Origin of the sequence: Sphingomonas sp. NCPPB 2930, assembly GCF_042867205.1 — a bacterium.
In the GTDB taxonomy this organism is placed as follows: Bacteria; Pseudomonadota; Alphaproteobacteria; order Sphingomonadales; family Sphingomonadaceae; genus Sphingomonas.
On record NZ_JBHZQU010000011.1, the window covers coordinates 84,937 to 107,694 of the forward strand.

The window sequence follows — 22,758 nt, forward strand, 5'->3', positions numbered from 1 at the left end:
GGAGGGGCTTATTTCCTCGCCGCGAGTTCCCCGTATAACTGCCGATAGGCCCCGATGATCGCCGGATGGTCGTAATCGCGCACCACGCGCTCGCGCATCGTCTCGCCCATCCGGGTGCGCAGGTCGGGATCGTCCATGATCCGCCGGATCGCCTGCGCGGTGGCGGCGGGGTTGACCAGCGGAGTGACGATGCCGCCATGGCCGCTATCCGCGCCGCCGCGCCCCTCGATCATCTCGCGACAACTGCCGACATCGGGCGCGACGACCGGGATGCCGCAGGCGCCTCCCTCCAGGATGACCAGCGGCTGCGCCTCGGACAGGCTGGTCAGGACCAGCAGGTCGATCCGCATCATCCAGTCCTCGATCTTGACCCGCCCCTCGAAGGTCAGCGCCTCGCCCAGCCCCAGTTCGGCGACCAGGGCGGTGCATTCGGCGGCATATTCGGGATCTTCATCCTCCGGGCCCAGCACGACGAAGCGGATGTCGGGGCGCCCGGCGTGGACGATGGCGGCGGCGCGGATATAGGTCTTCACGTCCTTGATCGGCACCACCCGGCCCAGCAGCGCGACGACCGGCCGGGCGGGGTCGCGCCGGTCGGACAGGTGCGCGAAGCGCCGCACATCGACGCCGTTGGGGATCGCCCGCACCCGCTCCGCGCCTGCGCCCAGCCGCCGCTGTACCGCGTTGTTCTCGCCATAAAGCGCCACGATCGGGTCGCAGGCGGCGTAGCAAGCCTCGGCATAGCTGGTGAAAGCGCGCACCCACAGGTCGCGCAGGTCGCGCACGCTGCGCTCCAGCTCCAGCCCGGTGTCGATCTGGTCGCCGATCCACTCGGCCATCATCACCTCGATCTGCCGTTCGAGCAGATAGATGCCATGTTCGGTGATGAAGGCGGGCCGCCCCGTCGCCTGCGCCGCACGCGCCGCCAGCAGGCCCGCAAAGCCGGTCGAGATGGTGTGATAGACCCGCGCACGCGGCAGGGGCGCGATCAGCACCGCGAGCAGCCCGCCGAGCAGCGTGCGCATCGCCCAGAAATAATGGTGGAAGGACGCGCGCGGCAGGATGGCGCGGTAATGGCGCTGCAACCGCTGGAAGGTCGCGGGATGCGCCAATATGTCGCCGGGCTCGGGCATCGGGTCCAGCCCGGCGAACAGGTCGAGCAGGGTGGCGATCGCCGCCCGCTCGCCGGTCGCGACAAAGGCCATCAGCGCCTCGGCGATCCGGGTCGCGACCCGGTTGGGGATGGCGCGCGGCGCGGCGGCGGCGGGGGCCAGGCCGATCTCGCGGACCATCACGACATTGGGCGGCGGGGCGATCCGGAACGGCAGCGCGGCGGGCCCCGCCTTGATCGCGACGATGGCGAAGCGGATCTCGGGCAGATGGGCGATCAGGTCCTGAAGCCAGCCCGACACGCCGCCGATGACGTAAGGATAGGCGCCCTCGACGATCAGACAGACATCGGCGTCCAAATCGTCGGCCTCGCCCATGCGGGTCATCGCGCCGCCTCCATCCGCCACCACAGGGCATCGTCGTCCGATTCACCGGCCATCGCGTGAAGCCGGTCGATCGCGGCATAATCCTGCGCCGCCCATGCCGCCTCGATCGCCAGCGCATCGGCCTCCGCACCCAGGCCATGGGCGCGCAGCAGCGTGGCCGCATCCGCGCACAGATGCTGGCGCTGGGTATCCGACAACAGGCGGTTGGCGCGGCCATGCTCGGCCAGCAACCGGGCGAGCGTCACCGCTGCCTGGCTATCGCCACTCGCCACCCGCGCCTCCAGCACGGCGCGCTGCTCGATCAGGTTCTGGACGATCCGCGCCGAGGCGGCGGCGGCGAGCGCGCGGATGGTCTGGTCGGGATCGTTAAGCATCTGCGCGACCAGCGGCGACAGACCCGGCTCGAAGGCGCGGACCACCGTCTCCAGCGCGCGGCGACGTGCGGCAACCGGACCATGGCGCAGGACGCCGTGCAGCGAATCGAGCCGTTCGGGGGCGGGATGATAGACCCGCCCGTCGAGCAGCCGCGCCATCTCCAGCGCCGCGCCGCGCCGCCGCGCGGGCACCGCACGCGCGCCGAACATGCGGTCGAGCCGGTCATGCCACGCGCTGCCCGTCGCCCATCGCTCACCTACTCGGCCCAGCCCCTGCCCCAGCATCAGCCCGACCGGCCCGCCCAGCCCTAATATCGCCGCCGCATAGCCGCCATGCGGATCGGACCGAAGCCAGACGACATAGGTAATCAGGGTCAGCACGGCATGACCAAACAGCGTAATCGCCACCCCCGCCCCGCCCGCCGGGACAAAGGCCATGACGAGGACGATCCATGCCAGGTCCAGAATGGCGAGCGCGGAGTAACGCTGGGTCACGCCGATCCGTCCATCAGCGGGGCCAGCCAGGCTCCGATCTCGGTCAGCTCGGCCATGCGATGCGCGTTGAATGCCTCGATCGGGATGGTGTGGAACAGCAGCAGGCCGATGACGGCGCCGCGCTCGCCCTTCAACGGCACCGCCGCGACGCCCAGCCCGGCCAGCCGGGTGCGATCGGCGCGGCGCGCGACATGGCGGATGCGGTCGTCCCCCGCGAGCGCCTCCACCATGGCGGGGGACAGGCTGTCGGGACGGCCCGAACTGTGCCCCTGCACCGCCGCGCCGCGCAGCCAGACCAGCGCCCCGTCGCCGACGATGCAATAGACGGCGAAATCCTCGCTGCGCGCCGCCAGCGCGATCAGCTGCGCGATCGCCGCGCACCGCTCCGCCGCGTCCTTCGCCGCCAGCCGGGTGGCGACCGCGACGACATGGCCCATGGTGCGCGGGTCGGAGGCGACCCGGCGTTGCAGCGCGCGATTGGTGCGCGTCAGCCGCTCATGCGCGTCGGTCAGCCGCCCGATATCGCGCGTCGCCTGCGCCGCGCGCCGCTCCGCCCGGCTATAGCGCCGCTTGCGGACCAGCGTCGCCTCGCCCACCGCGACCGCGACGATCCCCCAGAGCAGGGGCGGCAGCGACAGGTGCAACAGCATGTCAAGATAGTCGCGCTCGGTCCCGTCGCCATGCGCCGCGACCAGCCACAGCGCCGAGGCCGTCGCCGCCGCGACGACCCCCGCCCCGGTGCCATAGACCAGCGCCATGACCAGCACCGGGATCCAATAGGGGCTGGGCCGCACATCGGCAAAGCCCGTCCCCCCGGTCAGCAGATGGTCGAGCAATGCGAGCGCGCCGAACGCCAGCGCGATCTCGCCCAGGATGCGCAGCCCCCGTCGCCAGCCGGGTCGGCGGACAGGATCGCGCGCCTCTTCGGTCGTCGCCGCGCTCACCGGGGCCGTCCCAGGCTGCGCGTCAGGACGGCGCGGCCGAACAGCTGCTGTCCCGAAAAGCCCGGTCGGCTGATCGAGGTCAGCCCGCCCGACGCCTCGACGCGCCAGACCAGCCCGATCGGCGCGGCGAGCGCCAGGCTGGCATTGGGGCCGTCGCCGCCGAAACGGTCGACCGTCCATCCCGCCAGCCCGGTCAGCTGCACCGCGCCCACCGCCTCGCCCAGCATCGCCTGCACCGTGTGATTCTCGCGATCCGCCAGCGGGATCGCCATCGCACCATCTGCGTCCAGCAGCGCGCGGCGGACATATTCGGCCTCCACCCGGTAGCTGAGGCCGAGCAGCGGATAGCGGCGGCGGATCAGATATTCGAGCCCGGCGGCCAGCGTCACCGTGTCGCTCGCCGCGCGTTCACCGGCCAGGCCGTAGCGGTTGAGCCCCACCTCGCCCTGCGCCACCAGCCCCGAGCTTAGGCGATAGGTCGCACCCAGCGCCGCGCGCGAGAGATAGCCGCCCGCCAGCACCTGCGCGGGGGTGGCATAGTCGGGCATGTGGCGGGTCAGGGTCAGCCGCCATTGCGCCTCGGCCGGGCCATAGGTGATCCGCGCGCCGCCGCCGGTCACGCCGTCGTCGAGCGCGGCCGAGGCCAGAAGCTGCAATCGCGCCGCATCGCCCAGCGCGACCGCCAGGCTGGCATCCGCCACCGTCGCCGCCCGGTCCCGCCGCCCATCGGGCGTATCGACCCGGCTTTGCAAGTGCCGCAGGCCGCCGCCCATCGCGACCGCATCGGCGACGGGAACATCGGCGCGCAGGCTGGCCTCGACCTGTCCCAGATCGCCGCCCTCGCGCGCGACCAGCCCCATGGCGGCGGTGCTGCCCCCCGCCGCGATAGTCCGCCGGGCGCTCCTGTCATCGGCACCCAGGGCGCGATAGCCGCGCGCCGCGCCGGCCGCGTCGCCATCGATCGCGCGCGCATCGGCCAGCAGGCGTGCGGCGCGGGTATCGCCGGGATCGCGGGCGAGCAGCGCCTGGGCCTGGCGGCGACCGCGCCCCGGATAGCCCGCCGCCAGATCGGCCTCGATCGCGGCATGGGCCAGCTCGCGCGCCGGGTCGGCGGGCGCGGCCTGGGCGTCGTCGGTGTCGGCGGCGATCAGCGCGAAGCCGACGATCAGCGCCGGGCCGACGACCCGCGCATCCATCCGCCATCCCGCCGCCGGGCGCAGCACCAGCGTGACGTCATTCCAGCGCAGATCGCCCAGCATGTCGCCCGCCGCCTCGCGAAAGTCCCGGATCGCCTGTTCGCTCGGCGGGCGGTCATAGCGGACGACCAGTTCGCCCCCGCTCCGCTCCAGCGACAGCGCGACCCCGGCGGGCCAGACCAGATGCGGTTCGCCCGGCGCGACGATGCGGCGATCGATAAAGACCGTGTCGGGCACCACCAGCTGGGGCATGGGCGCACCGCCGTTCGCCGCGAGGTCGTCCAGGGTCACGGCGTCAGCACCGCCCGCGCGTGCCCCGGCTGGCCCGAGGCGATCAGCAGCCGCGCCTGAAGCGCCGCCAGTTCGGTGTCGCGCGGCGCGGCACGACGTAGGTCCGTCACCAGCGCCAGCGCCTCGCCACGACGGCCCAGCCGGTCGAGCAGCTCGGCCCGCGCCCGCCCGGCCGGGGCCTGCGCCAGCGCCCGTTGCAGCCAGGGCCGCGCCGCCGCGGCGCCGCCCAGCAGGGCTTGCGCGTCCGCCATCAGCCGCAAGGCCGACAGATCGCCCGGCGTCTCGGCCAGATGGTCGCGCAGCAGGTCGCGGGTGCGCGCCGCATCCCCCGCATTCCACGCCGCCCAGGCCAGATCGAGCCGGTCGCGCGGCCCCGCCATCCCGGCCGCGACCCGCCGCTCGGCAAGCGTCCGTGCCTGGCTCGGCTCCAGCCCCCCGGCCCATGCCGAAACCCGCCGCAGCGTGGCCGGATCGAGCGTCCGTCCGTCGAGCAGCGTCGCCATCGCCGCGCGCGCCGCGCCGCGCTCCCCCGCCGCCTGTGCCAGACCCAGCCGCAGTAGCGCGATATCGGTCCGCGCCGCCAGCGGATGCCGCTGGACAAAGGCCAGCGCGGCGGCGGGCGCGTCGCGCTCGGCATAGGCGGCCAGCCAGCGGCCCTGTTCGTCCGCCGGGCCGGAGAGCGCCTGTTGGCGCAACCACTCGCGATCCGCTGGGGCGGGGCGCGGCCCCATCAGATAGAGCAGCCGCTGCCCCTCGGGCGCGGCGGGCGACTGTCCGGCGACGGCGCGACGCAGCAACGCGATCGCATCGTCGCGCGCGCCCAGCGCCAGCAACCGCTCGGCCAGGTCGGGCAGATCGGCACCGGGCTGCGCCGCCCGCGCCAGCAGCATCCGGCGCAGCCCCGCCCGGTCGCCGGTGCGGGTCAGCCAGTCGGCCCGCGCGCCGTCACGCTCGGCGGCGGGCAAGGCCGCGATGGCACGCTCGGCGGCGACACGGTCGCCGATACGCTGGGCGACCCGCAGCGCCAGCCAGGGATCAGCCGCGCGCCAGTCGGCCGCCCCCGCCTGGTCGAGCTGCACGATCCAGTCGCCATGCCCCTGCGCCTCGGCACGCTGGGCGAGATCATGCGCCAGCCGGGCATCGGGCGGCGGGATCGCGCCCGAACGGACGGCAGCGACCAGCAGGTCGGGACGATCGAGCGCATAGCCCGCCGCGACGATCGCGGGCGGCGCGACCCCGATGGGCCTGCGCACCGCCTCGGCCAGCAGCGCCTCCGCCTCGGCGCGGCGGCCGAGCTTGCGCAGCGTCTCGACCCGAAAGGCCCAGGTCGCGGGGGTCGCGCCATCGGGGCGCGCCGCCAGATAGGCGATGGCGACCGCCGGACGCCCGGCGGCGACCAGGTCATAGGCGACCTGCAGGCTGCTGGTCGCCACGCCCCCCTCGATCAGCGTCCGGGTCAGCCGCGCGAGCGTCGGGGCATCGGCGGTCGGCAGCATGGCGGCCAGTTCGGGATGGGGCGCCGCCGAGGGCGGCGCGGGTGCGGGGGGCGGCGCGGGCGATGCGACCGGGGGCAGCGGCGGTGCGGCGCGGCGTGCGGTCTGCTCCACCTCGCGCGCGCTGGGCATCAGGAACAGGCCGAGCGCCAGGACCGACACACCCGCCCCGACGGGCAGCGCGACCGCCATCCAGCGCTGCGACGACTGGCGCCTCATCCCGCCGGCTCCGCCACCAGATGGTCGAGCGCCAGCGTCGCGACATAGGGGCTGAAGCCCGCCGCCCGCTCCCGCGCATAGAGCGCCGCGACGGTGCGCGTGTCCGCCGGGTCCCAATAGTCCAGCGTGGTCAGAACCAGGTCGGGATGGCGCGCCTTGGCGGCGCGGAGCCGCGCGGCCTGCCAGGCCCAGTCGCTGTCCGACAGCATCTCGTACCGCTTGTCCGCGAAGCTCCAGCGCGAGGCCATGGATTCACCCAGCAGATAGTCGATATGCGGCGCGACCTCGGGCAAGGCGGCATAGCCCCGGTTCAGCATCAGCCGGATCCCCGGAAAGCGCGCGCGCAGTGCCGCGACCAGCGCCGCGCCCGCCGCCACCATGCCCTTGCCGCCTATCGGGTCCGCCCGTTCCATCGCCTCGGCATTGTCGAGCGTATCCATGAAGATTCCGTCATAGCCGCGCGCCAGAATCGCCGGGACGACGCTATCGAGCAGCGCGGCACGCCAGGCGGGATGGCGCAGATCGGCATGCCGCGCCTCCGGCCAATGCGGGTTGGGCGCGCGCAGCGCTCCGGCACGGTCGAGCGCGGCGAAATAGGGGCGTGCCTTCTGCACCTCGCCCAGGCTGACATAGCCGAGCAACAGGCCGCCGGGACCGCGCAGCCGGTCGATCGCGCGGGGGTGATCCGGCTCGAGCACCAGCAGGTCGAGCTGCCGGGCCAGCACCGGATCGGTCGCGGGTCCGTAATCGACGCCCCAGCGCCAGGGCGCGCCGCCATCGCCCCGACCGGCCTGCCGCCCGGCGACCGTCAGCCCCAGCGCGCCCGCCCCCAGCACGAGCATCGCGCGCCGACCCACCATCGCCGCCATTCCGTTCATCACGCCCACCGTCCCTCGCACCCGACCACGGCGGGGTTGTTACCGACGAACAGCAGATACACCAGGCGGATCGTGGCATCGGCGACCAGCGCGATTCCGACCGACGCCGCGACGATCGCCCCGGCCATATAGCCCCAGCCGAAAGCGGCATAGCCCGCATCCCAATGCAGCCAGACCGCCAGCGCGCTCGCCAACGCGAAGCTGGTCCAGATCAGCACCACCCGCGCGAACAGGTCGTAATAGGACAGGACGATGGTCGCGCCGATCGCGACCAGATGGAACACCGCCCCCGCCGCGCTGTGGCGAAAGGCGAAGATGCCGCGCGGGTCCGCGCCGATCAGCTCGAACAGCGGCACCGCCAGCACCCAGGCCAGCGCGGCGACCAGCGCCTGGATCAGCACCAGCAGGCGCAGGCCGTCGAACAGCGTCTCGATCAGTTCGGCCCGCGCCTCCTCGATCCGCGCCAGCGTCGAAGTGCCGGTGCACCGCGCCATCAGATTGCCGAACGCCTGATCGAACCGCGTCTCGCTGACGATCAGCAACAGGGTCAGGCCGGGCACCAGCGTCAGCAGGCCCAGGAAGCTGCCCGCATCGTTGATCGGGTTCAGCCGCAACCGCCCCAGCATCGCGACGCTGGCCGGTCCGCCCCAGAGCAGCCATTTGTCGATCCACAGCGCCACCGCTCCCGCCAGCCCCGCCGCCGCCACGATCAGCGCCAGCCGCCATGCGATCAGCTCGCGCGAGGGCATGACCGGCGGCGCGGTGAAATAGCGACGAAGCAGCAGCATGATCGCGCCCAGCGTCACCCCCGTGCCCCCGGTAACTCCGGCCAGCACGATCGTCCCGTTCGGCGCAGGCCAGGCGGCCAGCAGGAGCGCGACGACGCCGATCCCGATCAGATAGGCGACCGGCACCGCGCGATAATGGCGCAGCGCGGTCAGCATCGGCGCGACGATCCAGATCTGGGTCAGCCAGGCGAGCAACAGGCTGGCCAGTGCCGCCTGCCCGAGCGGCAGCCCGGCCAGCCCGCCAAAGACCACCGCGCCCATGACCATCGCCGCCCCGCCCCCGGCCGCCAGCGCGACCAGCAGGATGCCCGGCACGCCCCCGGCATCGCGCGCGAACAGCCGGTCGGCGACCAGCCGCGTCGCCAGGATCGCGATCGGCCCGGCGGTCAGCGCCGACAGGCTGAAGCCATAGATCAGGACGGTGCGCACCATGCGCGCATCGGCCGCCCCGATCGCCTGCGGCGCCCAATGCTGGAGCAGCGCCACCGCGATCGCGGTGATCAGCCATGGCCCCGCGCTGATGACGGCACCGTGAAGCGCGGCACCGGCGATACCGCCGACCCCGCCTTCGCGCGCCATCCTGGCCAGTTGGAAACCTATGCCCGCCATGATGGCGGCTTTAGCCCTCAATTATAAATAAAAGTCGTTCGCGGTCAGGGTGTGATGGCCAAGCAGCGCGATCGAGAAATCGGCCAGCGCGAGCGCGTCGGTATTGCCCTCGACGATGGTATATTCCTTGCCGTCGATCATCTGGTAGCTGAAGCGAAGCTGGGCCGCGCGGGTGAACCTGGCCCCCGGCGTGGTCAGCAGGGTGAAGGCCTGATCCCCCCTGGCGAACAGCGAGGTGTTGGCATCGATCGCCGACAGGTCGATCTTGTCCTCGCCCGAACGGAAATCGGTGATGACGTCGCGCTGCAACAAGGCCAGGCTGTCCAACGTGGATTCGAAGCGGAACACGTCCTTGCCCGCACCGCCGGTCAGGACGTCCTTGCCCCAGCCACCGATCAGCAGGTCGTCGCCGTCGCCGCCATTGAGCCTGTCGTTGCCCAGCCCGCCGACCAGCTTGTCGTTCCCACCCAGCCCGTTGAGCACGTCATTGCCCCAGCCGCCGTCCAGCACGTCCTGTTCGCCCGTGCCGTTGATCGTGTCGTTGAAGATCGTACCCGTCCTGGTGATGCCCACCACGTCGGTGACGCCGACCGACAGCGTCTGGGTGTCGACCGCGCCCTTCGAATCGATCGCCAGCACGGTGACGTCATAGACATTGTCGTGGTTCGCGTCGGTCGGATTCTCATAATCCGGCGCGTTCACGAACTTCAGCACGCCGGTCGTCGCGTCGATGGTGAAGGCCGCGCCGTCGCCGCCCTGCGCGATGGCATAATGCACGCTGTCGCCCAGCGGGATGTCGGCATCGGTCGCGGTAATCGTCGCGACCGCGGTGCCGTTCTCGGCGATCGACAGCCTGGCCGTATCGGCGCTGCCGAACGCGGTGATGGTCGGGCCGCTATTGGCGACATGGCCGATCGTCACGTCGTGCTGGCCGATCGACCCGATGTCGAGCGTCAGTATCTCGCCGACCAGGCTGGTCACGGTCGCGCCCTTGACCGTGGTCCAGTCGGTGCCCGGCGCCTTCAGGTCGATCACGACCTTGCCCTCGCCCTCGACCGAGAAGCTCAGGTCTCGGCCGTCGCCGCTCAGCGAGATCAGCGAGGCGCGCATCGGCAGGTCGGTGATGTGGGTCACATCGTCCGCCGCCTGGCCCATGGTGATGGTATAGGTGCCGCCCGACTTTGGCAGGAACACCTTGTCGGCGTCATAGGCGTACCAGCCCGCCACGCCCTTGATGACCTGCCCCGCCTTCTGCCCGTCGACGTCGAGCGCGAAGGTGCCCAGCCCCTCGGTCGAGGAGACGGTGGCGGTGATCGTGTCGCCCGATACGCTGGTCGTGATCGACGCCTTGTGGAAGGCCGAGATGCGGCCCGCCAGATCGGCCAGCGTCACGAACTCGACCCCGGCGGCGGCCGCCTTGGCGATGAAGTTGGTGAACATCGACGTGACATAGGGGCTCGCCTGCGCGGCATCGCCGGTCCACATGGCGGGGCCGTAATCATGCCACGGCCACACGATGACCGGCGCATCGGCATGCGAGGTCAGCGAGGCCAGCTCCCTGGCCCACTCCGCCTCCGCTTCGGCGACCGTCTTCTTCTGGAATTCGATCAGCGAGAAGTCGAACATGGTGTTCGGCGCCAGATACACCTTGCCGTCCGCCGCATTGCCCGGCGTCTGATAGCCGAAGGCGTTGGGATAGCCCGCGCCCACGCCGGTATAGCCGCCCGACAGATAGGAGACATGCTTCATGATCTCCTGGCTGGTCGCGATCGTCTCGGGCGCGCCGGGCACCGCCGCGCCGCCCAGCGACACCTGACGGCCCAGATAGGCGCTCATCTGCTTTTCCAGCTCGGCGCGCTCGGCCCCGAACTCATAGGCGATCTGTTCGGCGGTCAGGACATTGGTGTCCTCGGGATGGGTATAGCTGTGCAGCCCGATCTCGTTGCCCGCCGCCATCATCCTGGCATAGATCGGCGCGGAGACCGACCAGTCGGTCGAACGCTGCTGCGCCGGGTCGTTGCCGATATTGACGTAATAGCTGCCGACGAAATTATAGAGCGACTTCCACTGGTCGAGGATGGGCAGCAGCTTGGTATAGATGCCGGCCGATCCGTCCTCGGGCCTCACCTCGTCCGAATATTGGCTCTGGTCCATGTCAACGCGGCTCGCAAACAGCCCGGCGTCGCGGGTCATCTGGAGCCCGACCTTCAGCCCGCCGGTGCTGGCCGAGCCATTCACCGAATAGCTGATCGCCTTTTGCAGCAGATTGTCGTCGGCCATCGCCGCTTCGGTCGAGAAGATGACGTTGCGGCCGCCGGTCTTCGTCGCGATGGCGGCGGCATAGTCCTGGCCGTTCACGGTCTGGGTCGCGATCGTCTCGCCGGTGCCGCTGACGCTGGTGAAGGCGTTCCAGCCGACGCCCTTATAGTCGCGGATCGTCTCGCCGGTGGCATAGCCGTCGAGCACGCTGTGATTGGCGTCGGCCGCCTTGATCGTCACGTCGGCGGGCCAGCCGCCGGTCACGCGGGTCGCGTCGAACAGCAGCTTCATCCGCGCATAGCTGTCGCCCGCCAGCGCGGTGCCGTCGGCGGCGTTGGTCATGAACTCGCCCGCCGCGATCAGGCCGATGCCGAACTGCCTGGTCGCCTGTTCCAGCGTGTGGGCGATGGCGTCCACCTTGTCCGCCTGGACGTTGCGGAACGAAGGGAAGACGATCGAGTCGTACTTGGCCAGCGTCGACAGGTTGGTCAGGTCGTCTTCGGTGATGATGTCGAAGGGGGTGCCCGCCTGCATCGCCTGGCTCTGCGCGGCCATGAACAGCTGCGAATAGGCGGTCTTGCTGAAATAGGCGTTGGCCGTCGTCTCGGACCAGACGATGGCGATGCGGTGCGAGGGGTCGGCGACGATGCCGGTGTCGTTGAAGACGGTGAAGGGCTTGGCCGAATAATTGCCGGGCAGGAAGACCTGGTCGTTCACGTCATAGAGCGTGTCGATCGCCTGCGGATTGCCGATCGCGGCCTTGGGCACGCGGAACTCGACCGTCTTGCGGTCCGCCGACCACGCCGCCTGCAACCCCGCCATCACCAGCGTCTCGCCCGCGCCGCCCTGATAGAGCGAGACGGTGCCGTCGGCGTTGAAGTTGATGTTGTATTCGGCGCCGCCCGCAAAGCCGAACACCTGATATCCGGTCGCGGCGTTGCGATCGGTGTTCAGCCACGCGGTGGTATTGGCCCCGATCGCCATCGGCGCGGTCATCGCGAAGACGAAGTCGCTGCCGTCGCTCCTGGCATAGATGGAATAGCCGTCGCCCAGCCCGGTATCGATGCGGTCGGCCGCGTTCCAGTCGGACAGGTCGCCATCCACGTTGATCGGTGTCGTCGCCATGATTTCCCCGTTGTCCCCCGCGGCCCCCATGACGCCCCGTCCGGCGGGCATGGTTCGCCTGTGTTAGTCCGGCTCGTACGCGCGGGGGACGCGCGGCGATATGACGGAGTCCGCGCCGCCTTTGTCCCGCCTGTTCCACAGCGATACGGACGGGACGATCTTGCCAGCACAATTTTGCTCGATAGGGCAAAAGCCCGTCTGGTTTTTGGAAAGACTCGAATGAGCCTGCACCTGCTCCTCGTCGAGGACGATGTCGAATATGCGGACCATCTGGTCCGGGCGCTGCATGCGCTGGATCACCGGGTCGAGCATGTCGGCGACGGGCGACAGGCGCTCGCCACGCTCGACCGCGAACAATATGACGCGGTGATCCTCGACCGGATGATGCCCCGGCTCGACGGGCTGTCGGTGGTGGAGACGATGCGCGCGCGCGGGATCACCGTGCCGGTCATCATGCTGACCGCCTTGTCGATGGCCTCGGACAAGGTCGAGGGGCTGGAGGCCGGCGCGGACGACTATGTCGTCAAGCCGGTCGATGCGCAGGAGTTGAACGCCCGGCTGGGCGCGGTGCTGCGCGGCCGCCGCTGGACGACGAGCGAGAGCGACACGATCCGCGCCGGGGATATCGTGGTCAGCCCGACCAGCTTTCGCGCGTGGCGCGGCGGACAGCCGGTGACGCTGGCCAATCTGGAGCTGAAGCTGCTGGCCGAACTGGCGCGCCATGCGGGCGAGGTACTGACCCGCGCCATGCTGATCGAGCGGGTCTGGGGCTATGATTTCGAGCCGGAGACGAACATCGTCGACGTCTATATCCGCCGCCTGCGCATCAAGCTGACCGAACAGGGCGGCAGCGACCCGATCGAGACGGTGCGCGGGATCGGCTATTCGATGCGGCCATGATCGAACGCGCGATCCGGCGGCTGTCGCTGCGCGGGCTGACCATCGGCGTCCTGCTGCTGTTCCTGGTCGCGACGCTGGGCACCGGCGTGTCGATCTTCGCGGCGAGCCGGGTCGCGGTGGCGGAACTGGTCGACCGCCGGATCGACATTGCGGGCGATCTGGTGCTGGAGCGCGATCCGGGCGAAGGGGTGATCCCCACCCCCATATTGCTGGCGCGCATCGCCGCCCTGTCGCGGCAGCGGGATACGGGCGATATCGGCCTGTCGCTGATCGCCCCCGACGGCCATACGCTGGGCGGCAACATCACGCTCAGCCGCGCGCTGCCGATCGGGCGCTCCAACCTGCGCCAGCATGACGGCATCGCCGGGCTGTCGCATGGCCGCGCGCTGGTCCGCGATGCGGGCGAGGGACGCCGCCTGGTCGTGGCGGTCGAAACCGAGCCGTTCGACAGCTATCGCGCGACGCGGACGCGCATCTATCTGGTCGGGTTCGGGTCGATCGTGCTGATCGTGCTGGGCGGGGGGCTGGCCTTTTCGCTGCTGGTCGGGCGGCGGATCCGCGATCTGCGCCGCACCGTCGATGCGATCATCGCAGGGAATGTCCGCCACCGCGTGCCGGTGACCGGATCGGCGGACGAGTTCGACCGCCAGGCCGACGCCTTCAACCGGATGCTCGACCGGATCGGCGAGCTGATGGAGGGGTTGCGCGGCGTGTCCAACGACATCGCCCATGACCTGCGCACCCCGTTGGCGCGGCTGCGCGCGCAACTGGCGGAGATGGTCGAGGACACCGCCGACCCCGTCCAGGCCGGGCGGGCGACCGCCGCGCTGGCGCAATGCGACGCGCTGCTCGCCATGTTCGCCGCGCTGCTGCGCATCGCCGAGATCGAGGCGGGCCACCGCCAGGCGGGCTTCGCCGCGATCGACCTGGCCGCCTTGGTCGAGGATAGCGCGACGATGATGATCCCGGTCGCCGAGGAAGCCGGGCACAGGCTGACGGTCGAGACCGCCGCGCGCCCGGCGGGCTTCGTCGGCGACCGGCAGCTGCTGATCCAGGCGATGGTCAACCTGATCGGCAATGCGATCAAATATGGCGCACCCCATGGCACGATCCGCGTCCGGCTGGACCCCGGCCCGGTGCTGCGCATCGCCGATGACGGCCCCGGCATCCGCCCCGAAGACCGGCCGCTGGCGCTGCGGCGCTTCGGGCGGCTGGACGGTTCGCGGGCGCAAGCGGGCCATGGCCTGGGCCTACCCCTGGTCGATGCCATTGCGCGGCTGCATCGCGGGCGGCTGGAGCTGGGCGATGCCGGACCGGGACTGGTCGTGTCGTTGTGGTTGCCCATAGCCTGAGAGTGCGCCTGGAAACTCGCGGGCCGGTGCCGCTAGGGCCGACCGACATTCGAGATTACCTCTTCTTCCCCTCTCCCCTGGACAGGGGAGAGGGTTAGCGAAGCTTGCCAGCCTGCTGGCTAGCGCAGCTAGGGTGAGGGGTCGAGCGAGCCCAAAGGCTCGCGCGCTCGCTTGGCGAGCGCCCACCCCTCACCCAGCTCCGACTAAGCCTTTGCTCTCGCAAAGGCCAAGTCTGCGCAACCCTCTCCCCTCTGCGAGGGGCGAGGGACGGAAAGGTGTCGCTGAATGTCGATCGGCCTTGCCGTACTTCCAAAAAAAGGGGCCGCCCCGAAGGACGGCCCCATAGTCGAGGGTAAGGGAATCGAACGGATCAGAAGCGAACCGTGCCCTCCAGGCCGATGGTCCGGGGCGGGTTGAAGTTCGCATAGTCGCCCAGCGTCGCCGCATTCGCGGCCGAACGGCGGTAGATATAGGTGTTGTTGAGGAGGTTGCGGCTCCACAGCGACACGGTCATCTTGGTGCCGTTCTCGGTCAGCGGCAGATCGGCCAGCGCGATGCGGCCGTTCATCACGAAGCTCTTGTCGGTGCGCGTCGTCTCGTTCTGGAAGCTGTAGACCGGGTCGGCATAGTTGCCGTCCAGGTGGAAGCGGACCTTGGCCTCCGAACCCGCCAGCGGCACCTCGTAATCGACATAGGCCGAGGCGGCGTTGCGCGGCGTGAACACCACGAAGACCTGGGTCAGCGCGTTGTTCAGGAACGGGTTCGGCGTCGCCGGTACGTTGGTGTAGGTGTACGCGTAAGACGCGCCGACCGTCATGCCCTCGACCGGGTTGGTGGTCAGGTCCGCCTCGATCCCGCGAATCTTGGAGGTGCCCGGCGCGTTGCGGGTCTCCTCGGTGTGCAGGTTGTAGGTCGGGCTCGACGGGTTGGTGTCGACATTGTCGAAGTCGATCTGCGTGCCCGTGCGGTCCATGATGTAACCGGCCAGGTTCAGGCGGACGCGGTGCTGGAACAGGTCCATCTTCGACCCGATCTCATAGGACTTCACGGCTTCGGGACCGAAGGCGGTGAAGGTCTGCGACCGCGCATTCGCACCGCCCGCGCGGTAGCCGGTCGAATATTTGGCATAGAGATGGATCGTGTCGCTGGCGTCGAACGCCGCCGTCACCATCGGATCGAACCGGTTGTTGTCGAAGGTGAAGGGGAAGTTGGTCGACTTGCCCTGCACCAGATACAGCGTGCCGTTGCGCTTGTCGTGGGTATAGCGACCGCCGACCGTCAGGTGGAACGCATCGAAGCCCGCCGGAGTATAGGTGCCCTGCGCGAAGGCGGCATAGCTATAGGCGCGCGCGAAGCTGCCCCGCTGGAGGAAGAACGAACCCGGCGCCCAGCCCTGGTTGCCCGAGGTGATGGTGCCCAGCGCGGTCTGCGACAGGATGGTGTAGCCCGAGCCGTCGGCATTCCACTGGTTGGTCGACGGGGTCGCGGCGACTTCACGCGCATTCTCGGTGAAGTAATAGAGGCCCGCGACGTAATCGAACTGCGGCAGGCTGCCCACCGCCTGGAATTCCTGGCTGAACTGGTGCTGCTGCATGAACGACAGGCTGTAACGGCTGAACTTGCCGTTCGGCAGGAAGACGGTGCGGTGCGCGCCGCCCGAATTGTCCCACTGATCGGTGTCGACGCCGCGCCATGCGGTGATCGAGCGCAGCTCCAGGCCGGGCATGACGTCATAGTTCAGCTTGGCCGAGAAGCCGTGCGTGCGGTCGGTGCTCAGCGCCTGCGGCACGCCGATATCGGCGGCCTTCATGCGGTTGTCGCCCGACACGACGACCAGCGGCGACAGCGGCGCGATGGTGCCCGAGGGCAGCTTGCCGCCATTGGCGTTGATCTGCGCGATCGTCGCGACCGGCAGGCCCTTGGGGTTGTAGTTGACCAACTGGCTGTAGAAGGGCGTGTTCTGGTCCTTGGCCTGGTCATAGGACAGCTCGACCGAGAAGCCGTCGACCGGCTTCCACAGCGCGGCGGCATGGCCGCCGACGCGGTTGAAATAGCCCCAGCCGGCGGCGCCGGGCAGCGGGTTGGTCACGAATGCGTTCTGGTGCTGGAGCACGCCGTCCAGCTTGATCGAGATGTTGTGCCACTCGGGCAGGTTCAGGTGCACCGCGCTGTTATAGGCGCCGTAATTGCCGATGCCGGCGGTCACCGCGCCGCCGAACTTGCCGGTCGGCTTGGCGGTGACGATCGACAGCGCGCCGCCCTCGGTGTTGCGGCCGAACAGCGTGCCCTGCGGCCCGCGCAGCACCTCGACGCGCTCGATGTCGAACAGCGCGGCATTCAGGCCCTGCGAACGGCCCAGATACACGCCGTCGATATAGACGCCGACGCCGGTGTCGCGCGCGGTCTGGTTCTGGTCGAAGGGGACGATGCCACGGATGCCGACGGTCAGCGCCGACTGGCGCGCCTCGAAGGTGGCGACGCGGAGCGACGGCACGGTGCCGTCGGCCAGGTCGAGCAGGCTCTGAACGTGACGGTCCTTCAGGACGGTCGGGTCGAGGACCGAGATGGCGATCGGCGTCTTCTGGAGGCTGGTCTCGCGCTTGGTGGCGGTGACCACGATTTCCTTCAGCTGGCCCGGCTCGTCCGCCGGATCGGCCGCCGCCGCGGGGGCGGGATCGGCGGGCTTGGCCGCGGGCGCCGGATCGGCGGGCTTGGTGTCGGCGGCAAAGGCGGGTGCGGCCGCCATCGCCAGGAACGCGGTGCCGCCCAGCAGCGTCGCGCGAATGAAATCGGTCTTCATGCTATCTTATCCCTATCCCCCGATCGACCTTCCGGTCGTCGCTGGCCGCGCGGATAGGGATGCTCCGCGAAGCTGGTGTTACCTTTTCATGACCAGCCCATACTTCCTCAATTCATTTTCATTTCATCTGGACCGGGCCGTGGCGGGGCGGGCGGGGCCGCCGTTCCGCCATGGCGGACCAGTTCCATCTTCTGCGGCAGGGTGCCGATCTCAATCCCCCGGGCCCGGAGCGCCTCCAGCAGCGCGAAGAGCACCGCGCTGCGCGTGCCATAGGCCGCACGCGGACTGTCGACATGGGCGAAGCAGTTGAAATGGATGCGCCCATCGACGATCGAATCGATAAAGGCCTTGGGCGCCGGGTCGGCCAGCACCGCCGCCTCGGCGGCGAAACAGTCGAGCACGATGGCGCGGACCGCATCCGCATCCTCCTCGATCGGGACCGAGAACTGAATCTGGATCCGCCCCAGCGGCCCGGCCAGCGTCTTGTTGAGCACCGACTTGGTAATGAGTTCGGAATTGGGGACGATCAGGGTGGAGTGGTCTGCCAGCTCGATCTCGGTCGACCGCACGCTGATCCGCTTGACGTCGCCCTCGTCGGTGCCGACGCGGATCAGGTCGCCGATCTTGATCGGCCGCTCGGCGAGCAGGATCAGGCCGGAGACGAAATTCTGGGTGATCGCCTGAAGGCCGAAACCGATGCCGACCGACAGCGCAGACAGCAGGAGCGCGATCCGCTCTACCCCGATGCCCAGCGACGCCAGCGCCCAGATCACCGCCAGCGCGATGCCGATATAGCGCGCGACCAGGCTGACCGAATTGCGCCCCGATCCGTCGAGGTCGGTCGCGGGCAGGTAACGATGCTCCAGCCAGCGCATGAAGACGCGCACCAGCCCCAGCCCGATGAACAGCACCGCCAGCCCGCGCAGGATCGCCCCCGGCGAGATCCAGACATTGCCGACCTTGATCCCGTCGGTGAACAGCGCCAGCTGGTCGAAGATCGCCCCCGGATCGCCGCTCGCCCCGAACGGCCGCAGCAGTACGCCGAGCGCGACCAGCACCAGCACCAGCCGCAGGATGCCCGACAGGGCCAGGCCGAACTGGTCGACCATGCTGCCGCGCACGCCCAGCGCGCGGGTCAGGGTGACGCCGACCTTGCTGTCGCGCACGAAGACGCTGGTGGCGATGTCGTCGGCGGCGACCAGCATCAGGTACAAGGCCGAGCCGAGCAGCACGGTCCAGCCGATCATCACCGCGACGAACCAGCTGAACCAGATATAGCCGATGGCCAGCGCCAGCCCGGCGACCGCCACCGCGATCCAGGCGAGCAGCGTGACGACGCTCAACCCCGCGCTGACCCCGGCGCTGGTGCTGTCCTCGCGTTCGGCACGCGCCGCGCGCAACCGTCCCAGCACGACCAGCGTCGCCGCGATCAGCATCAGGTGGAGCAGCGCCTCGACCGCCTGGGTCGCGATCACCGCGCTGCGGCTGCTGCCGATCGCGCCCTCGAACGACGCGACCATCGCGGTGGTGAAGGTCATCAGCGTCAGCAACCAGGACAGCGGACGCAGGCGGGTGGCGGTCTCGTCGTCGATCGGCGCGATCCGCCAGGAAGGCTGGCTGCGCATCAGGATCGCCCCCGTCACCGCCGCAGTGAACCCCGCCACGCCCGAGGCGAAGACGAATCCGTCGAGCAGCCCGGTCCAGCGTTCCGGCAACAGCCCCGACCAGCGCAGCCCCTGCACGAACACGAACGCCGCCATCAGCGGGCAGAGCGTCCCCACCGCGACCCGCCAGAAGGTGTTGGCCGAACGCCGCACCCGGCTGGGCGGGGCCTCCGCGATCAGCCTTCGCTGCGCCAGCCGGTGGGCGCCCAGCCGGACGGGGCCCAGCAGGATGACGGCGAGCGCGAAGCCCAGCATCGCATGCCAGGGGATGCCGCCGCGCCACTGGCGCGCAATCTGTTCATGCCCCTGTTGCAGGAACAGCGCGACCCGGCGCAGGTCGCGCGGCGTCTGGTCCAGCACGACCTTCCAGAAGCTGGGGCTGAGCGGCGACGGCACCTTGGAGGACAGTTTCTGGCTGAACTGTTCGGCCTTGCTGCGGTCGATCTCGTCGATCAGCTGCCCCGCCTCGACCCCGGCCAGCCGTCCGCGCTTGATCGCGGCATCCAGGGTCGAGCGCAGCGCGTTGAGGCTCTTGCGCTGGGCGCGCAGCTCGGGCGCCTCGACCTCGCCCGGCGTCACCGCGCCCAGCCCGGTGATCCGGGCATTGACCAGCGCCAGCTGCTCGGTCAGCGCGTTCACCGCCTGGGTCGTCGCATCCTGCGCGCCCTGCGCCTTGTCGCGCAGGTCCTGGCGGGCGTCGTCGTCGAGCTGCGCGTCGAGCCCCTGGTCGACCGCGCGGACATCCTGTTCGGCCTGGACGATGCGCGCCGTCGCCACCGTCATCGGGTCGCCCTGCGCGGCGACCGGCGCCGCCAGCGCCGGCATGGCGATCATCGTCAGCATCGCCGCGAGGATCGCGACGGGCCGGATGACGAAGCGAAGGGACAGCATCGGACAGGACATGGACAGGGCCAGCAGTTGCAGACGCGCCGGGTCATAGCTCCCCCTCCCCGCATTTGCCACTTGCTCCGAAATCGTGTGTACCGGGGAGCCCAGCCCGGCCGGGATCGTTCGGGACATTCAGGATTTTTTGGACGATGACCGATCTGGCCCCTCTCGACGGACATGCATGGCCGCCGGCCTCGCCGCCGGGATCGATGTCGCGTGACGCGCATGTGCTGGCCGGGATCAATCGCATCCTTCAGGAAGCGCTGCGCGCCTCGACCGAGGAGGAACTGGGCCGTCTGTGCCTGGAGGTGGCCGAGGACCTGACCGGCGCGGCGTTCAGCTTCTTCGGCGAGCGTCGCACCTCGCACGACCGGCTGGACCATATCGCGATCAGCGAACGCGGCTGGCGCTCCTATACCGGCGACGATCCCGATTTCAGCCAGCGGCAATTGCCCAACGGCATGAAGATCCACGGCATTTTCGGACAGGTCATCCTCCAGGATCGCAGCCTGATCGTGAACGACCCGACCAGCCATCCGTCGCGGGTCGGCCTGCCCGACGGGCATCCGGCGCTGCACAATTTCCTGGGGGTGCCGCTGCGCCGCGACGGCGAGACCTTCGCGATGTTCGCGCTGGGCAACCATCCCACCGGCTTTACCGAGCGCGAGCGCGCCATCGCCGAGGAACTGGCCCCCGCCATCGTCCAGGCGCTGCTGCGCAAGCGCGCCGAGGTCGCCTCGCGCGCCAGCCAGCGGCGGCTGCTGACCCTGATCGGCGGGATTCCGCAACTGGTCTGGACCGCGACGCGCGACGGGCAATGGACCTGGGCCAGCCCGCAATGGGTCGCGATGACCGGCCTGTCGGTCGAGGAGAGCCTGGGCCATGGCTGGCTGGTCGCGGTCCATCCCGACGATCGCGAGGCGGCGCGGCGCTTCTGGGCCGAGGCCAGCGATCGCGGCGACCTGGCGATGGAGGGGCGGCTGCGTCAGGGACAGAGCGGGCGCTATCGCTGGTTCAAGACGCGCGCGACCCCGGTCCATGACGATCATGGCGCGGTCGTCGAATGGTTCGGCACCTCGACCGATATCGACGACCTGCGCCGCCTGCGCGAACGGCAGGAGACTCTGGTCGCCGAGTTGCAGCACCGGGTGCGCAACATCCTGACCATCGTCCGTTCGATCTTCACCCGCACGGTCGAGAGCGGCGGCCCGATCGACGAGATTTCGGACCATTTCCGCGGCCGCCTCGACTCGCTGGCGCGCACCCAGGTGGTGGCGACGCAGACGCGGTCGGGCCGGGTCGACCTGGAAAACCTGATCCGCGACGAGCTGCTGGGGGTCGGCGCGATCGAGGACGAGCGGCTGTCGATCGGGGGGCCGGACGTGGCGCTGGCGGCCGATACCGCCGAGTCGGTCGGGCTCGCGATTCACGAGTTGACGACCAACGCGTTGAAATACGGGGCGCTGCGCCATGCGGGCGGGCGGCTGTCGATTACATGGAAAATCGAACCTAAATCAGATCGTAAATGCGAACTGATTGTAAAATGGGATGAAACAGGTGTACCAGCGATGCCGGTCCCACCTGTACGCCAGGGATTCGGGACCGAGCTGATCCGCGAGGCGCTGCCCTATGGGCTGGGCGCGCGGACCAGTCTGGAATTTCGCGGCGGCGGCGTCCTGTGTGTGATGTCGCTGCCTTTGCCGGGCGACGATGCCGGGCTATCGAACCGGAGCGCCGAGGGATGAGCCATTCGCCACTCGCCGAGAAACGGATCCTCGTGGTCGAGGACGAATATTTCATCGCCCGCGACCTGGAGCGGGCGTTGCGTGCGGCGGATGCGATCGTGATCGGCCCGGTCGCGACCCTCGAACAGGGGCTGGCGCTCGCCGAGAACGAGGCGCTCGACGCCGCCGTGCTCGACGTCAACCTGGCCGGATCGCGCGCCTTCGCGATCGCCGACCGGCTGTCGGCGCGCGACGTGCCCTGGGCCTTTCTTACCGGCTATGACGAATGGGCGCTCCCCGCCCCCTATCGGTCCGCGTCGATCGTCGCCAAGCCGTTCCACGCCGATCGCGTCATCCGCGCGATCGGGGCGCTGATACCCGACAAAGGATGCGCATGACTTCGACCTCCCTTCGCGCCGAAGCGATGATCCCGACCCCCGAAGACACGCTGTCGACGGCGGCGCTCCGCCGATTGTCGGCGCTCACCCCGCTGGATGAGGCCGATCTGGCGCTGCTCCGCCGCGCCGTCGCCGATCCGACCAGCTATCCGGTCCGCCACACCTTCCTGACGATCGGACGCCCGGTCGCCGAGCCGATGCTGCTGCTCCAGGGCTGGGCGGCGCGGGTTCGCATCCTGCCCGACGGGCGGCGGCAGTTCATGAGCTTCTATCTGCCCGGCGACGTGATCGGGCGCGCGCATCATCCGATGCCCCTCGCCTCGGCCACCGTCGTCGCGATCACCGAATGCGTGGTCTGCCCCGCCCCCGCCGCGCCGCCCGGATCGGGACTGGCCCAGGCCTATGCCATCGGCGAGGCGCTGGAGGAGGCCTATCTGCTCGGCCATGTCGTGCAGCTCGGCCGCCTGAACGCGCAGGAGCGGATCGGCGACTTCCTCCTCGAAATCTACGAACGGCTGTCGCTGGCGGGGCTGACCGTGGGCGGCAGTTTCGAGATGCCGCTGACCCAGGAGATGCTGGCCGATGCGCTCGGCCTGACCCCGGTCCATGTCAACCGCATGATCCAGCAGGCGCGGCGCGACGGCGAGCTGATGTGGAAATCGGGCCGCATCCTGCTGCGCGACCCCGACCGCACCGCGCGCACGATCGGCCGGATTTCGCCCCAGGTCAGCGGAGCCCCCCACCCCGCCCAGAAGCCGGCGCCGTAGGGCGGATCGCCACTGCGCCGGACTGCGGCGGAATGACCGGGAAGTGATCGCTTGGTGATCCACTCATCGCGTTTCACCGGAATGTCATCAACCTTTCG

The 22,758-nt window shown here is 69.8% G+C and carries 15 protein-coding genes; 5 read left to right on the forward strand and 10 right to left on the reverse strand.

What is annotated here, in order from left to right:
- Positions 1-8: 8 nt before the first annotated feature.
- From pelF to ACFX59_RS13345, 8 genes are read right to left on the reverse strand one after another with little or no spacing between them, the layout of a single operon-like run.
- The gene (gene pelF, locus ACFX59_RS13310) at positions 9-1,496 is read right to left on the reverse strand and encodes a GT4 family glycosyltransferase PelF (protein ID WP_387432757.1); all 1,488 of its coding nucleotides are present in this window, start codon (positions 1,494-1,496) and stop codon (positions 9-11) included.
- Positions 1,493-2,365: a hypothetical protein gene (locus ACFX59_RS13315; protein WP_387432758.1), complete on the reverse strand. Its 873-nt coding sequence runs from the start codon at positions 2,363-2,365 to the stop codon at positions 1,493-1,495. The genes pelF and ACFX59_RS13315 overlap by 4 nt, the downstream gene beginning before the upstream one ends.
- Complete coding sequence (locus tag ACFX59_RS13320; RefSeq protein WP_387432759.1) at positions 2,362-3,309, reverse strand: hypothetical protein; 948 nt, start codon at positions 3,307-3,309, stop codon at positions 2,362-2,364. The genes ACFX59_RS13315 and ACFX59_RS13320 overlap by 4 nt, the downstream gene beginning before the upstream one ends.
- Positions 3,306-4,796, reverse strand: a complete 1,491-nt coding sequence (locus tag ACFX59_RS13325) for a hypothetical protein (RefSeq protein WP_387432760.1) — start codon at positions 4,794-4,796, stop codon at positions 3,306-3,308. Before ACFX59_RS13325 ends, ACFX59_RS13320 begins: the two co-directional genes overlap by 4 nt.
- Positions 4,793-6,508, reverse strand: coding sequence for a hypothetical protein (locus ACFX59_RS13330; protein ID WP_387432761.1), 1,716 nt, complete (start codon positions 6,506-6,508; stop codon positions 4,793-4,795). The genes ACFX59_RS13325 and ACFX59_RS13330 overlap by 4 nt, the downstream gene beginning before the upstream one ends.
- Positions 6,505-7,386, reverse strand: a complete 882-nt coding sequence (locus ACFX59_RS13335; protein WP_387432800.1) for an endo alpha-1,4 polygalactosaminidase — start codon at positions 7,384-7,386, stop codon at positions 6,505-6,507. The genes ACFX59_RS13330 and ACFX59_RS13335 overlap by 4 nt, the downstream gene beginning before the upstream one ends.
- Positions 7,386-8,783, reverse strand: a complete 1,398-nt coding sequence (gene pelG, locus ACFX59_RS13340) for an exopolysaccharide Pel transporter PelG (RefSeq protein WP_387432763.1) — start codon at positions 8,781-8,783, stop codon at positions 7,386-7,388. The genes ACFX59_RS13335 and pelG overlap by 1 nt, the downstream gene beginning before the upstream one ends.
- Before the next feature lie 21 nt (positions 8,784-8,804).
- Positions 8,805-12,167, reverse strand: a complete 3,363-nt coding sequence (locus tag ACFX59_RS13345; protein ID WP_387432765.1) for a M10 family metallopeptidase C-terminal domain-containing protein — start codon at positions 12,165-12,167, stop codon at positions 8,805-8,807.
- 219 nt (positions 12,168-12,386) lie between these two features.
- Here ACFX59_RS13345 and ACFX59_RS13350 point away from each other — a divergent pair, with 219 nt between their 5' ends.
- On the forward strand, positions 12,387-13,067 hold the full coding sequence (locus ACFX59_RS13350; protein WP_387432766.1) for a response regulator transcription factor: 681 nt from the start codon (positions 12,387-12,389) through the stop codon (positions 13,065-13,067).
- Positions 13,064-14,419 carry a sensor histidine kinase gene (locus ACFX59_RS13355; protein ID WP_387432767.1) on the forward strand — a complete coding sequence of 452 codons (1,356 nt, stop codon included), beginning with the start codon at positions 13,064-13,066 and terminating at the stop codon, positions 14,417-14,419. Before ACFX59_RS13350 ends, ACFX59_RS13355 begins: the two co-directional genes overlap by 4 nt.
- Positions 14,420-14,789: 370 nt before the next feature.
- Here the strand turns inward: ACFX59_RS13355 and ACFX59_RS13360 are convergent, their stop codons facing one another.
- The gene (locus tag ACFX59_RS13360) at positions 14,790-17,219 is read right to left on the reverse strand and encodes a TonB-dependent receptor (RefSeq protein ID WP_387432768.1); all 2,430 of its coding nucleotides are present in this window, start codon (positions 17,217-17,219) and stop codon (positions 14,790-14,792) included.
- A 107-nt stretch (positions 17,220-17,326) separates the two neighbouring features.
- Complete coding sequence (locus ACFX59_RS13365) at positions 17,327-19,846, reverse strand: DUF3772 domain-containing protein (RefSeq protein ID WP_387432769.1); 2,520 nt, start codon at positions 19,844-19,846, stop codon at positions 17,327-17,329.
- 74 nt (positions 19,847-19,920) lie between these two features.
- Here ACFX59_RS13365 and ACFX59_RS13370 point away from each other — a divergent pair, with 74 nt between their 5' ends.
- From ACFX59_RS13370 to ACFX59_RS13380, 3 genes are read left to right on the forward strand one after another with little or no spacing between them, the layout of a single operon-like run.
- The gene (locus tag ACFX59_RS13370; protein ID WP_387432770.1) at positions 19,921-21,516 is read left to right on the forward strand and encodes a sensor histidine kinase; all 1,596 of its coding nucleotides are present in this window, start codon (positions 19,921-19,923) and stop codon (positions 21,514-21,516) included.
- Positions 21,513-21,893 (forward strand): response regulator, encoded by a 381-nt coding sequence (locus tag ACFX59_RS13375; RefSeq protein WP_307101080.1) that lies wholly within the window; start codon positions 21,513-21,515, stop codon positions 21,891-21,893. The genes ACFX59_RS13370 and ACFX59_RS13375 overlap by 4 nt, the downstream gene beginning before the upstream one ends.
- Positions 21,890-22,660: a Crp/Fnr family transcriptional regulator gene (locus ACFX59_RS13380; RefSeq protein ID WP_387432773.1), complete on the forward strand. Its 771-nt coding sequence runs from the start codon at positions 21,890-21,892 to the stop codon at positions 22,658-22,660. The genes ACFX59_RS13375 and ACFX59_RS13380 overlap by 4 nt, the downstream gene beginning before the upstream one ends.
- Positions 22,661-22,758: the final 98 nt, after the last annotated feature.